The sequence below is a fragment of the Streptomyces niphimycinicus genome (genome assembly GCF_018883605.1).
Classification (GTDB): Bacteria; Actinomycetota; Actinomycetes; order Streptomycetales; family Streptomycetaceae; genus Streptomyces; species Streptomyces niphimycinicus.
Map to the genome: position 1 here is coordinate 1 of NZ_JAHLEM010000411.1, position 12,411 is coordinate 12,411.

10 protein-coding genes and 1 pseudogene are annotated in these 12,411 nt (G+C 71.6%); 3 read left to right on the forward strand and 8 right to left on the reverse strand.

What is annotated here, in order from left to right; genetic code table 11:
• Positions 1–104: 104 nt before the first annotated feature.
• The 7 genes from KN815_RS30980 to KN815_RS31010 form a co-directional block, all read right to left on the reverse strand.
• Positions 105–659: a thioredoxin domain-containing protein gene (locus tag KN815_RS30980; protein WP_216345180.1), complete on the reverse strand. Its 555-nt coding sequence runs from the start codon at positions 657–659 to the stop codon at positions 105–107.
• Positions 660–722: 63 nt separating this feature from the next.
• Positions 723–1,304: a MauE/DoxX family redox-associated membrane protein gene (locus tag KN815_RS30985; protein ID WP_216345181.1), complete on the reverse strand. Its 582-nt coding sequence runs from the start codon at positions 1,302–1,304 to the stop codon at positions 723–725.
• 141 nt (positions 1,305–1,445) lie between these two features.
• Positions 1,446–1,631 carry a hypothetical protein gene (locus KN815_RS30990; protein ID WP_216345182.1) on the reverse strand — a complete coding sequence of 62 codons (186 nt, stop codon included), beginning with the start codon at positions 1,629–1,631 and terminating at the stop codon, positions 1,446–1,448.
• A 473-nt stretch (positions 1,632–2,104) separates the two neighbouring features.
• Entirely contained in the window at positions 2,105–3,274 is a 1,170-nt protein-coding gene (locus KN815_RS30995) for an amidohydrolase family protein (RefSeq protein ID WP_216345183.1), read from the reverse strand.
• A gap of 3 nt (positions 3,275–3,277) precedes the next feature.
• Positions 3,278–4,636 carry a type I glutamate--ammonia ligase gene (locus KN815_RS31000; RefSeq protein WP_216345184.1) on the reverse strand — a complete coding sequence of 453 codons (1,359 nt, stop codon included), beginning with the start codon at positions 4,634–4,636 and terminating at the stop codon, positions 3,278–3,280.
• Positions 4,637–4,787: 151 nt separating this feature from the next.
• Entirely contained in the window at positions 4,788–5,768 is a 981-nt protein-coding gene (locus tag KN815_RS31005) for an ABC transporter substrate-binding protein (protein WP_216345185.1), read from the reverse strand.
• A gap of 27 nt (positions 5,769–5,795) precedes the next feature.
• Positions 5,796–7,019, reverse strand: a complete 1,224-nt coding sequence (locus KN815_RS31010) for a CdaR family transcriptional regulator (RefSeq protein ID WP_216345186.1) — start codon at positions 7,017–7,019, stop codon at positions 5,796–5,798.
• Between the two features lie 170 nt (positions 7,020–7,189).
• Here KN815_RS31010 and KN815_RS31015 point away from each other — a divergent pair.
• The 3 genes and pseudogenes from KN815_RS31015 (at position 7,190) to KN815_RS31025 (ending at position 11,181) form a co-directional block, all read left to right on the forward strand.
• Positions 7,190–8,584, forward strand: a pseudogene (locus tag KN815_RS31015) (MFS transporter).
• Positions 8,581–9,873 carry an NAD(P)/FAD-dependent oxidoreductase gene (locus tag KN815_RS31020; RefSeq protein ID WP_216345187.1) on the forward strand — a complete coding sequence of 431 codons (1,293 nt, stop codon included), beginning with the start codon at positions 8,581–8,583 and terminating at the stop codon, positions 9,871–9,873. The pseudogene KN815_RS31015 and the gene KN815_RS31020 overlap by 4 nt, the downstream one beginning before the upstream one ends.
• A gap of 162 nt (positions 9,874–10,035) precedes the next feature.
• Entirely contained in the window at positions 10,036–11,181 is a 1,146-nt protein-coding gene (locus KN815_RS31025; protein ID WP_216345188.1) for a glycoside hydrolase family 88/105 protein, read from the forward strand.
• A gap of 79 nt (positions 11,182–11,260) precedes the next feature.
• Here the strand turns inward: KN815_RS31025 and KN815_RS31030 are convergent, their stop codons facing one another.
• Positions 11,261–12,343 (reverse strand): PQQ-dependent sugar dehydrogenase, encoded by a 1,083-nt coding sequence (locus KN815_RS31030; protein ID WP_216345189.1) that lies wholly within the window; start codon positions 12,341–12,343, stop codon positions 11,261–11,263.
• Positions 12,344–12,411: the final 68 nt, after the last annotated feature.

A 12,411-nucleotide genomic window follows, 5' to 3' on the forward strand; every position in this document is an offset into this window, starting at 1 on the left:
GTCGGAGTGCTCGGGGTCCTCGGGGGCGGTGGCCTGGGAGGCGGCTCGTGGGTGCGTCACGGCGGGGCGTTTGCGCGTCATGGCGCGGCGGACGGCGGCGCCGGTCAGCGGGCGGCGACGGCGGGACGGTCCACGTCGACCTGGTCGGCCATGACCAGGAGACGGCCGTCCGTGCTCCGGTTGACCTTGAGGACGACGGGAAAGCCCTGCACCTTGCACGCCCCGGCGACGGCGTCGGCGTCCGGGCCGGTCAGTACGCGCGCCACCGGGCGCAGCGCGGTCAGCATCGGGGCCGCCGCTTCCGCCTCCTCCGGGCTGTCGGCGATCACCGCGGCGAGGACCTGTTCGCGTCCGCGCGGCACGCTCCTGGCGTACTCGGCGAACTTCGGGAGCTTCTCCTTGCACGGGCCGCAGGTCGGGGAGAAGAAGGCGACGACGGTCTCACTGTGGATCATGCCGTCGTGTACCCGCTCCCCGTCCACGGTGGCTCCGGAGAACTCCCCGACCTCGTCCCCGGTGCCGAGGGAGAGCCGGCCGCCGCCCCGGGTGGCGAGCAGCTCGGTGTGTTCCCGCAGCCGCTTGATGACGCCGACGGTGAGCACCAGATCGAGGAGGCACAGCAGCCCGACGAGGACGAGAGCGGCGATGACGATGGGCACGGTGGGTCTCCGTTTCCTGTGCGGATTCCTGTGCGGAGGGCAGGGGATGGCGCGGGCCCCGGCTCAGCGTCCCGGGCGGACGGGGTGCCGGGACCGGGCGGTACGTACGGGGCTCATGGGCCGGAAGAGGCCCACGATGGTGTCGAGCGCGGCGACGCAGCCGCCGACGAGCAGCCCGCCGAGCGCCGCCACGAGCAGCCCGGCCGGCTGCGCGGGGCCGATGTCCGGGCGCAGCATGGTTCCGGCCGCGGCCAGGGCAAGCCCGGCGAGCAGGACGTTGCGTACGATGTGGCGCACGCCGAGCGGGCTGGTGGACGCCCCGCCGAAACACCGGCATACCGCGTGGGTGCCCCGGGCCACGGCACAGGCGATGGCCACCGCGAAGGCCAGAAGCAGGGCCGCCGCCCCGGCCAGACCGAGCGCCGGGAGACGCGCCCATGGCGCGGCGAGAAGCAGGCAGACCAGCCCCTCGCCCGCGACGACGGCCACCGCCACCGGACGGACGGCCCAAAGCGGCACCAGCCCCAGGTCGCCCAGGGACGAGGTGAACGCGGCGAACGAACGCCCGCTCGCCGCCTTGCCGACGGCGGCGGCCAGGAACACCGTGCCGATCAGGCAGCGGATGCCGAACTCCAGGTACTGCACGGTGACCTCCTGCGGAGCGGGAACCGGGAACGAACCGGGAGCCGGGAACCGGGAGCCGGGGACACCGGTGGACGACGGCACGGCGGTCCGCCCGGTGTCGCACGCCGGTGCCCCCGGCCGGTTCCCTGTCACATCACCGGATCAGCAACCCGGACAGCTACGCCAGCAGTTGATGGAGCCACAGACGGTATTGACGCAGCACGCGCTGCGCGCGCACTGCCAGCATTCGTTGAAGCACTGACACGCCTGGGCGGAAGCGGCGGCCTCCACCTTGGGCACGAACAGGCCGAGCAGCCTGCCGCCCACGGTTTCCAGCACCTTGGACATGGTTCTCCTCCTCGTGGGATGGGTGCGTCGGGAGTACGTCGCGCGAGCCGCTCCACGGGAGCGGCGAACAGCCGTTTGTTCGTTTTTGCCGTGTCCGGCTCGCGGCGTCTCCGGATCCTAGGGAGGCCCGGACCGGTCCCTCCAGCGTCCCGCCGTCCGGGACGCGTCCGGGACGTGTCCGGGACTGTCCGGGACACTCTCCCCTCGCCCCATACGACGACGTCGGCCGCCACGACCAGCTCGTCCTCGCCGCGGGCAGCATCGCCGACACCGTTGTCGACCTGGTCGGAGTCATTGGCCGCCACGTACTGGCCCAGCTCCTGCCGCAGCGGCGGGTCCGCACAGAAAACCGCATCGTCTCGCGGGCTGTGGTGGCCGCCACCGGCTGGACCGGGCGGCCCGCCCTCCGTAGATCGTGATCTGGCGGTCGGGGCCGGTGTACGCAAGTACGCGATCCTCGCCGCCGGACATGCCTAGCCCTCGCGCGGGGCCGGGGTGCCGAGGCCGTAGACGCGGCGCGCGTTGTCCGCGCCCAGCAGCGCGGCCACCCGGCGGGCGTCGCGGCGCGACCAGGCGCCCTCCGCGACCCAGTGGGTCAGCAGCCCGGTCAGCGCCTCCCGGAAGAGCCGCGCCCCCACCACATACAGTTCGGGCAGTCCATAGGCATCGGTCGAGAAGAGCACCTTGCCGAACGGGGCGAGCTCCAGCATCTCGGCGAGCACGGCCCCGGCCCGCGCCCCGGTGTGTGACAGGGCCAGCCCCACATCGGCGTAGACATGCGGGAAGACGGCGGCCAGATAGGCGGCGCCGCGGTGGTACGGATAGCCGTGCAGCAGGATCAGCGTGCAGCCCGTGGGGCGCACCGCGCGGATGAAGTCGGTGAGGGCGAGCGGATCGCAGCGGTCCAGCCGCAGATCGGGATCGCCGAATCCGGTGTGCAGTTGCAGCGGCAGCCCGGTGTACGCCGCCGACCACAGCAGATGGCGCAGCAGTACGGGGTCGGTGACCCGGGCGGCGGCGGTGCCGCCCTGACCGCGCCGGGCGACCCAGTGCTCGGCGGCGGTGTGGACCGCGCCGGGGCCCGGCGGATCGGGCTCGAAGTCCAGTCCGTAGCGGTAGGCGGCCACCGACTTGAAACCGGCCGCCGTACGGGCCGCCTCCCGGATCCCGTCCGCCACCCCGGCCAGGAAGTCGTCGGCGGTCAGCGAGGTGTCGGCGATCCGCTCCGCCAACTGCTCGAGGCGGACGATCTCATGGGCGGTGCCGCCCGCCGCGAGGGCCAGCTCCTGAGGGGTGGTCAGATTGCCCGGCAGCCCGGTGTCCACCAGGAACTCGCTGATCCCGGCGGCGCCCAGCAGCCGCCGGGTCACCTCCCGGGGGCCCAGCTCGCGCCGCCGGGCGAGGTAGTGGGCGGGCGGGCAGTGCGGTTCGAGGCCCAGCGGCGGTGGACACCAGCGGCGCACCGCGAACCCCAGTTGACTGTCGAAGAAGGTGGTGCCGAGCGCGGCGGGCGCGTCGGATTCGGTCAGGAACGCCTCGAACGCGGCCGAGCTCAGCTCGGAGCGGACCACCCCATGGCAGTGGTGGTCCACCAGGGGCGGCAGCGGCGGCTCGGTCAAATCCGTCTGCTCGGCGGCCTCCATCGGTCAGTACCGCCTCCGGGTCGCGATGGCGATCTCCCGTGGCGACGACTTCTCGAACAGGGCGGCCTCCGCCCGGCGCACCGCGGCGATCGACTCGAAGAGCGGATCGCCCAGCGCCTCGCGCAGCACCGTCGAGTCCTCGAAGTGCTCCAGCGCGGTGAGCAGCGAGGTGGGCAGCCGCCGCTCGCGCCCCTCGACCGCGGGATCCCCGGCGACGGGCGGCGGCAGGGAGAGCCCGGAGTCCAGCCCGCCGAGGCCCGCGGCGATGACCGCGCCCGCCACCAGATAGGGGTTGGCCGCCGGGTCGAAGGACTTGATCTCGGCGTTGGCCGCCCCCGGGTCGTCCGGTGCGCCGGTGATGAAGCGCACCGCGGCCTCGCGGTTCTCCAGACCCCAGCACTGGTACGCCCCGGCCCAGCGGGAGGGTTCGAGCCGGAGGTAGCTCGCGGGGGAGGGGGCGCCGATGGCGAGCAGGGCGGGCAGTTCGCGCAGCACTCCGGCGAGGAACGCCTCGGCCGTCGCGGTCATGCCGCCCGGCCCGTCGCCGTCCCGGCACAGATTGCGGTCCCCCTGCCACAGGCTCAGATGGACATGGGCGCCGTTGCCGACCCCGCCCGGGTCCACCACCGGGCCGAACATCGGGTTGAGCCCGGCGCGCCCGGAGCACGCCCGGATCGTCTCCCGCACCAGCACGGCGAGATCGGCGGCGCCGACCGGGTCGGCCGGTGCCAGGGACACCTCGAACTGCCCGGGGGAGTACTCCGGGTGGAGCTGGAGCACCTCGGTGTGCTGCGCGTCCAGCGCCGCGAGCAGCTCGGCGAGGTAGTCGGCGAGGTCGGCCACGCGCGCCATGCCGTAGGCGGGACCGGCGGAGGGGTAGTGCGGCGGGTCCTGGTCCGGGTCGCCGGTGGTGACGACCCACTCGGTCTCGAACCCCATGCGTACGCTCAGCCCCCGCTCCCGCGCCCGCTCGGCCATCCGCCGGGCGAACAGCCGCTGGCAGACGGGGTGCGCCCGGCCCTGCTGGTCGTACCGGTCGACCGGGGCCCAGGCCCAGCCGGGCTGGGCGGCCAGCGGGATGAGCCGGTCCAGGTCGGGGATGAGCCGCAGATCCCCGTCGGGGCCGCCGACATGGCGGCTGGTGGTCATGGAGTCGTCCACGAGAAAGACGTCGAAGACGGGGGACATCCCGACCCCGCGCCGCGCGGCATGGGGCAGCCGCGCGGTGGGCACGGACTTCGCCCGGGTCACCCCCGCGTTGTCCACCCAGGTCAGCGCGATGCCCTGGATTCCGCTCGCGGTGAGCCGCTCGGCCTCCTGCCGAGCCCGTGCGTATGCCTGCTCACGATCGCCGGTGCCCATGGGCGCCTCCTCAGCCACGTCCTGTACGCCGAGACTATTGCCTGAGGACGGTCTTGTGGTGACGCATTGTCCCGATCGCATACGGGGTGTGACGGTGGCTTATGCCGTTCGGAGGTTGACACGGCCGGCCGGGGCGTCGAGGTGTCCGGTGTCAGCGCCCGAGGTGCTCGGTGATGTCGCGCAGGACGACCCGGGCGGCGGTGGGCCCGGCGTTGAGGTACCAGGGGTCGTCATCGACCTTGACGGTGTGTCCGGCGCGCACCGCGCCCAGCTTCTTCCACAGCGGATTGGACAGATACGTGGCGGCGTCGGTCTTCCCGGGGCGGCCCTGGACGGAGTAGAAGATCCAGTCGCCGTCCATCCGCGGGATCCGCTCACCGCTGAGGTCCTGTGAGATGTCGTCGAAGCGCTGGGACTTGGGGCGGCCGAGCCCCATGTCGTCGGCGATGGTGCCGGTGAACGACTTCTTCCCGAACATCCGGACCCGGTCGGGGTTGAAGCGCACCATCGACAGCTCCGTCCGCTCGCCGCCCAGCTTCTCGCCCTGGTCGGCGGCGTCCTTCTCGAAGCGGGTCAGGAGGGTGCGGGCCCGCTCGCGCTTGCCCACCGCGTCGGCGACGGTCAGCAGATCCTTCTTCCAGTTCACCCCGCGGCCCTTGGTGACCACGGTCGGGGCGATGGCCGACAGGGTGGCGTAGAGATTGCCCTGGGTGCTGTTGACCAGGATCAGATCGGGCTTGGCGGCGGCCAGCTTCTCCATATTGGGGGAGGTGCGGGTGCCGATGTCCGCCATCGCGCCGAGCGCCTTCGCCTGCCGGGGAAAGGCCGTGCGCAGATAGCCGGGGACCAGTCCGGCGTAGTCGGCGCGGGTGGTGGCCACCGGTACGACGCCGAGGGTGAGCAGATCGTCGAGTTGCCCGGTGCTGATCGCGGCGATGCGCTTCGGCTCGGCCTTCAGCGACGCACTGCCCTGCTCATGGGCGACGGTGCGGGGGAAGGCGCCGTCCGCAGCTCGGGACTTCGGGGCTTTCGAGGACGTCGAGGACGACGCGGCATCCGAGGAGCCGCAGCCGGTGAGCACGGTGACGGCGAGGGCGGCCGAGAGCAGGCCAAACAGACGAGGGGGGCGCACGGACAACTCCAGTTGGTAAGGTCAGGCTTACCTTACCTTGCCCCGGGTGGTGGTCTCCTGGAGGATGTCGGTCAGACAGGCGAGATACATCTCGATGGCCTGGCCCGGCTCCCGCACCTGTCTCCCCGACAGCTTTCCGATCTTCTCCAGCCGGTACAGGAGTGTGTTCCGGTGGATGTGCAGCCGCTCGGCGACCCGCACCAGATGAAAACCCCCCTCCGCCCAGCCGATCAGCGTCTCCCGCAGCGTCGGCCAGTCGGGCTGTCCGGGCAGCTTCCCCAGCACGGCGTCGGCGAACCGCGCCCGAGCCTGCCGCGGAGCGGCGCCCAGCAGATGCGGTATCCGCAGGTCGGCGGCGGTGAAGACGCGGTCGCCCGGGAAGACGGCCGGTCCGGTGCGCAGCGCGGTGGCGGCGTCGCGATACGAGTGGTGCATCCCGGCGGTGCCCGCACCGGGTTCGCCGACGGCCATCCGCCCGTCCAGACCGTGCCGGTCGTACAGCAGCGAGAGCAGATGGCCGCAGGCGTCGGCGAGCCGTCCCGGCGCCGTCCGCTCACCGTGCGCGGCGGCCAGCACCACATACCGCCCCGCCGCCTGCACGCCCGCCACGTCCTGCCGGTCCCGGAACACCTCGCGTACGGTCCGCAGCACCGTGATCCGGGAGACCGCCGCCGCGCCCTCGTCCGCGCCCTCTCCCGCCGGGCTCGTCTCCATCAGCACCGCGGCCCGGGCCAGCCCGGGGGCCAGGCCCAGTTCCACCGCCCGGGCCTCCACCGCCCCGGCGTCGACCACCTCGGGGTCGTAGAGCGCGATATCCCGTACGAAGTCGTCGACCGCCCGCTCGTGGAGCAGCCGCGAGCGCAGCAGCGCCGCCTCCTCCAGGAGGATCTCCGTCTGCCGCCGTACCACCAGGCCGAAGCGGTGCACCTCCGCCGGCACCCCGGTCAGACAGACCGTGCCGATCACCTCCTCCCCGACGGTGATCGGCAGGCTCATCCCGGGCCGCACCCCCCGCATCCGGCCCGCCTGCTCGGCGGTGTGGGTGGCGGGCCGCCCGGTGCGCAACACCTCCAGCGACGCCTCGTGGACGGTGCCGACGCGGGCGAGGTCGCCGCAGCCGATGACGACCGCCGCGGGGTCGGTGATCAGCACATTGAAACCGGTGATCCGGCCGATGTCCTGGGCGATCTCCTGAGCCAGCTCCGGGGTCAGGGCGGGACGGCCACTCATGGGATCGATCGAGGGGTCCATGGACGGATCGTACAAGCGTGGGCTTTCAGGTGGCGATCGATTCATACGATTCCAACGATGACCGACCGCCGGACGCTGCCTACCGTCTTCGGACATCAGTACCGGGCGCCTCGCGACCGCCCGGCCATCCGTCCTCCTCCTCCCCAGGAGCATCTCCTCAGGAGACGGCCATGAGCACAGCATCCCTGGAGAAATCCCGTCCCACCCGCACCCACTGGCTCATCACGCTCTACGCAGGCGGTGGTGAGTTCTGCGACGGCTACATCCTCAGCATCATCGGCGTCGCACTTCCGCTCCTCACCGCCGACTACCACCTCAACTCCTTCGACTCCGGAGTGGTCGGCTCCGCCTCCCTGGTCGGCATGTTCGCCGGCGGCCTGATCTTCGGCTATGTCACCGACCGGGTCGGGCGGCAGAAGGTCTATCTCTTCGATATCGCCGCCTTCATCCTGCTCTCCGCGGCGCAGTTCTTCGTCAGCGATCCCTGGCAGCTCACCGTGCTGCGCTTCCTCATGGGCATCGCCATCGGCGCCGACTTCGCCATCGCGGGCACCATCGCCTCCGAGTTCGCGCCCCGCAACTCCCGGGGCCCGCTGCTGGTCATCATGGTCACCATGTGATCGGTCGGCGCCGCCGTCGCCTATGTCGTCGGCTGGGCGATGATGTCCTCCGGCCATGACAACTGGCGCTGGATGCTCGCGAGCAGCGCCATCCCCGCCGTCCTCATCCTCCTGTTGCGCTTCGGCACCCCCGAGTCGCCGCGCTGGCTGCTCAGCAAGGGCCGCAACCAGGAAGCGGAGGCCGTGCTGAAGCAGATGCTCGGCCCGGACGCGACCCTGGCCGATCTGGAGGCGGACACCGCCTCGCGCACCCGCTACACCGATATCTTCCGCGGCGCCTATCTGCGCCGGACCATTTTCGTCAGTGTCTTCTGGGCCTGCCAGTTGCTGCCGATCTACGCCATCACCACCTACGAACCCACCATCCTGTCCTCCTTCGGACTGGCCGACGGCAACGACTCCTATCTCGGCTCGGTCGTGGTGCAGATCTTCTTCGTGCTCGGCTCGCTCTCCGGGATCCTGGTCATCAACAAGGGGCGGCGCACCCTGCTCCTGTGGAGCTTCGGCCTCTCCGCGATCCCGCTGCTCTGTCTCGCGGCCCTCGCCCGCCCCGCACCGGCGGTCGTGGTGGTCCTCTTCGCGGCGTTCGGCGTGGCGGCCTTCTCCAGCCAGTGCCTCCAGGCCATCTACCCCTCCGAGCTGTTCCCGACCGGAGTGCGGGCCACCGCCAACGGCTTCGCCACCGGTATCAGCCGGGTCGGCGCCGCGATCGGCACCTGGGGCGCGCCCGTCGTCCTCGACCACAGCACCCGGCTGGCCATCCTGCTCGGCGCGGTGATCTGCGTCATCGGCTGGGGCACGTCGTATGTCCTCGCGCCGGAGACCAGCGGGCTCACCCTCGCCGACGCCAGTGCGGCGGACGCCGACTACACCCGCGGGCGTGCGCGTACCCGCCGTGACACCTCTTCGACCACACCGTCCCCCGCGCTGAAGGAGCCTTCATGACCTCCCCGGACACCCCGCCCGCCACGGTCACGGTCGTCGGCGGCGGAGTCGTCGGCCTGGCCTGTGCCCACTACCTCAGCGCCGCCGGGCTGCGGGTCACCGTCCTGGAACGCGACCGGCTGGGCAGCGGCGCGTCCCGCGGCAACGCCGGGGAGGTCTGCCCCGACCTGGTCGAACCGCTGGCCGCGCCCGGTGTCATCGGTACGGCGCTGCGCGGGCTGCACCGCCCGGACAGCGCGCTTGCCGTCCACCCCCCGGCCGGTGCCGAACTGCTGCGGTTCCTGGTCCGGTTCGGGCTGCGGGCCACCTCGCGCCACTACCTGCGCGGGGCCGCCGCCCTCGGCGCGCTCGCGAAGGGCACCTTCGGGCTCTTCGAGGAGCTGGAGGCGGCCGGTGTCGACGGCGAGGCGCACAAGGACGGCTTCCTGTTCGCCTTCCCCTCCCGTGAGTACGCCGCCGAGGCGCTGACCGCCTTCCGCCGGCTGGACGCCCCCATCGCGCCCGGCGGGGTGCTGGAGGGGACCCGGCTCGCGGAGGCGGAGCCCTCGCTCACCGAGGGCGCGCGGGCGGGGTTCGTGGTGGAGCGCCAGTGGTCGCTCGACCCCTCGCTCTTCGTGGACCGGCTCGCCGAGCGGCTGCGGGGCCAGGGCGTCGAACTGGTCGAGGGCGCCCGGGTGTCGGCCGTCACCGACCGGGACGGCCGCACCGAGGTGCGCACCTCGGCGGGGACGTACCGGAGCGACGCGGTGGTCATCGCCGCGGGCGTCTGGTCGCGCGAGCTGGTCCGCGGGCTCGGCCTGGACGTCGATCTGGTGGCGGGCAAGGGGTACAGCTTCTCCGTGGCGGCCGAGCCGCCGCCCTCCCGGCTGGTCCACCTCGGCGCGGCCAAGGTGGTGCTCACTCCGATGGGCAAGCGGGTCCGGGTCGCCGGGACGATGGAGTTCGAGCGCGACGCCGACCGGTTCCGGCAGCGGCGCATCGAGGCCATCGTGGCCGCCGCGCGCCCGTATCTGCGCCATGCCGACTGGGACGACCGCCAGGAGGAGTGGGTGGGGCCGCGGCCCATGACCCCCGACGGGCTGCCGCTGATCGGGCCGGTGCCGGGCCATCCGCGGGTGCTGCTGGCGACCGGTCACAACATGCTCGGGCTGATGCTCGCCCCCGCCACCGGCCGGCTGGTGGCCGGACTACTGACGGGTACGGCGGATTCAGCTCTTTCCTCCGCTTTTGCACCGGTACGGAGCGTTCGCCGCTATTCTTGGCGTGTACGCGCCACCCGCGGCCGGTGAGCCGAAGGGGCGCACCGCTGTCGAACGGGAGAGCGCGCGCGGGCCCTTGAGGAACGCAGGGGCCGGGCACGGTCGACCACCGGCAGGGGGTCCCTCCCAGCGGTAGCTGAGGGAGAGGCGGGCGCCCCGGAGGCGAACCGAGCCCTGAGAAAAGGGGAACGAGTGATCAGTCGCAGAACGCTGTTCGCGAGCACACTGGGCATCACCGGCGGCCTTCTCCTCCCGACGGCGGGCGCCGGCGCGGCGCCCGCCGACTGGTCCCGGGCGGTGGTGGACTCCACCATCGCCCGCTACCCCGACCCCGCCGCGCTCGGCGGCTGGGGCTACACCCGGGGGCTGTTCCTGCTCGGCGCCCACCGCGTCTACCAGCGGGTCAAGGAGCCCTCGTACCTGGCGTACATCAAGCGCTGGGTGGACAACTTCGTCGACGCCGACGGCCATATGAGCCGGAGCTTCGACAACCTCGACGCGATGCAGTCCGGCAATCTGCTGCTGATCCTCCACCAGGAGACCGGCGACCCCCGCTACCGGACCGCCGCCGACCAGATCCGGGCCCGGATCACCACCTATCCGCGCACCGCCGACGGAGGGATGTGGCACGCCACCGGCAAGACCAACGAACTGTGGGGCGACGGCGTCTTCATGGCCCAGCCCTTCCTGCTGCGCTACGGCATCGCCTACGGCGACCAGGCGTATGCGTACGAGGAGGTCACCAGGAACCTCTCGGTGTACTTCCGCCACCTCAAGGCGTCCAACGGGCTGCTCTACCACGCCTATGACGCCGACGGCGACGCCCCCTGGAAGCCCGATCCCACCACCGGCACCTCCGGCTACCACTGGGCACGGGCCATCGGCTGGACCGCGATGACCCATGTGGAGGTGCTGGAAATGCTCCCCGCCAACCACCCCCGTCGCGCCGAACTGATCGGCAACGTACGGCACTTGGCGAAGGGCTTCGCGCGCTACCAGGACCCGGCCACCGGCCGCTGGTTCCAGGTCGTCGACAAGGCGAGCGACCCCGGCAACTGGACCGAGACCTCCGCCTCCAGCATGTACACCCTGATGCTGCACGCGGCCCTGAAGCACGGCTGGATCAGCGGTGGCACCTACGCCTCGGCGGCGCGCAGGGGCTATCAGGGCGTGCTGCGGAAGGTGTCGGTCGGCTCCGACGGGCTGACGAACATCTCCGACATCAGCGAGGGCACCAACGTCGGAGACCTGTCCTACTACCTGGGCCGGCCCCGCAATACGAACGACCTCCACGGTCTGGGCGCCTTCCTGCTCATGAACGAGCGGCTCGCACACTGACACGACGGACGCGAGGGCGCGACATGGACGTACGGGCGCGGTCCGCGGACCGCGCCCGTACGCTCACCCGCGGAGGTCGCTACTTCAACTCGACCTGGAACACCTTGTCCGCGCCGTCCGGCTCCCCGCCGTTGTTGTCGGCGTTGGTCGTGGACAGCCACAGCGTGTTCTTGCCCGGCACGGTCTCCACGGTGCGCAGCCGCCCGTAGGAGCTGGTGTAGTACGCCTTGGGAGTGTCCGCGCTGGTCCCGTCCACCGGGATCCGCCACAGCCGCTCACCGCGCAGCGCCGCCATGTACATCGCGCCGTCGGCGTAGGTGACCCCGCTGGGCGAGGCGTCGCCGACCGGCCACTGGCGCTTGGGGTTGGTCATCCCGGAGGTGGAGCAGTTGCCCTCACAGGTCGGCCAGCCGTAGTTCTTGCCCGATTCGATGAGGTTGAGCTCGTCGTACTTGCTGTTGCCCAGCTCGGCCTCCCACAGCCTCCCCTGCGGATCCCAGGTGATGCCCTGCGGATTGCGGTGGCCGTAGGAGTAGATGAGGGTGCCGAACGGATTGCCCGGGGCGGGCTTGCCGTCCGTGGTCATCCGGAGGATCTTGCCGTTGAGGGAGTTCTTGTCCTGGGCGAGATCGGGGGTCTGGGCCTCCCCGGTGGTGGCGTACAGATAGCCGTCCGGGCCGAACTTGAGGCGTCCGCCGTTGTGGTACTTGTTCTTCTTGATGCCGGTGACGAGCGCCTTGTAGCCGCTGAGCGAGGAGCCGTCGTAGGTCATCCGGGCGATGCGGTTGCCGTCGGAGGCGGTGTGCATCACGAAGACGGCGTGGTCGCTGTTCCAGTTGGGGGAGACCGCGATGCCCATCAGTCCGCCCTCACCGCCGGTGGTCACCACATTGGGCACCGTGCCCACCTTGGTCCTGGTGCCCGACTGGGTGAGCTTGTAGACGAGATATGAATCGCGCTCGGTGATCAGGGCCGAGCCATCGGGCAGCCAGCTCAGCCCCCAGGGGATGGACCAGCCGGAGGAGACGGTCTTGATGTCCGAGGGGGCCGAGTCGGCAGCCGAGGTCGCGGCGCTGCCGGTGCCGGTCTGGGTGAGCAGCAGCCCCGCGGTGAGTGCGGTGGTGGCGGCCGCGGCCACCAGGGTCTTCCGATAGCTCTTCATCGCGCGCCCTCCTACTGGAGCTTGTATGCCTTGAAGTTCCGGGTGAGCAGGTATGTGGTCCGGAGGCC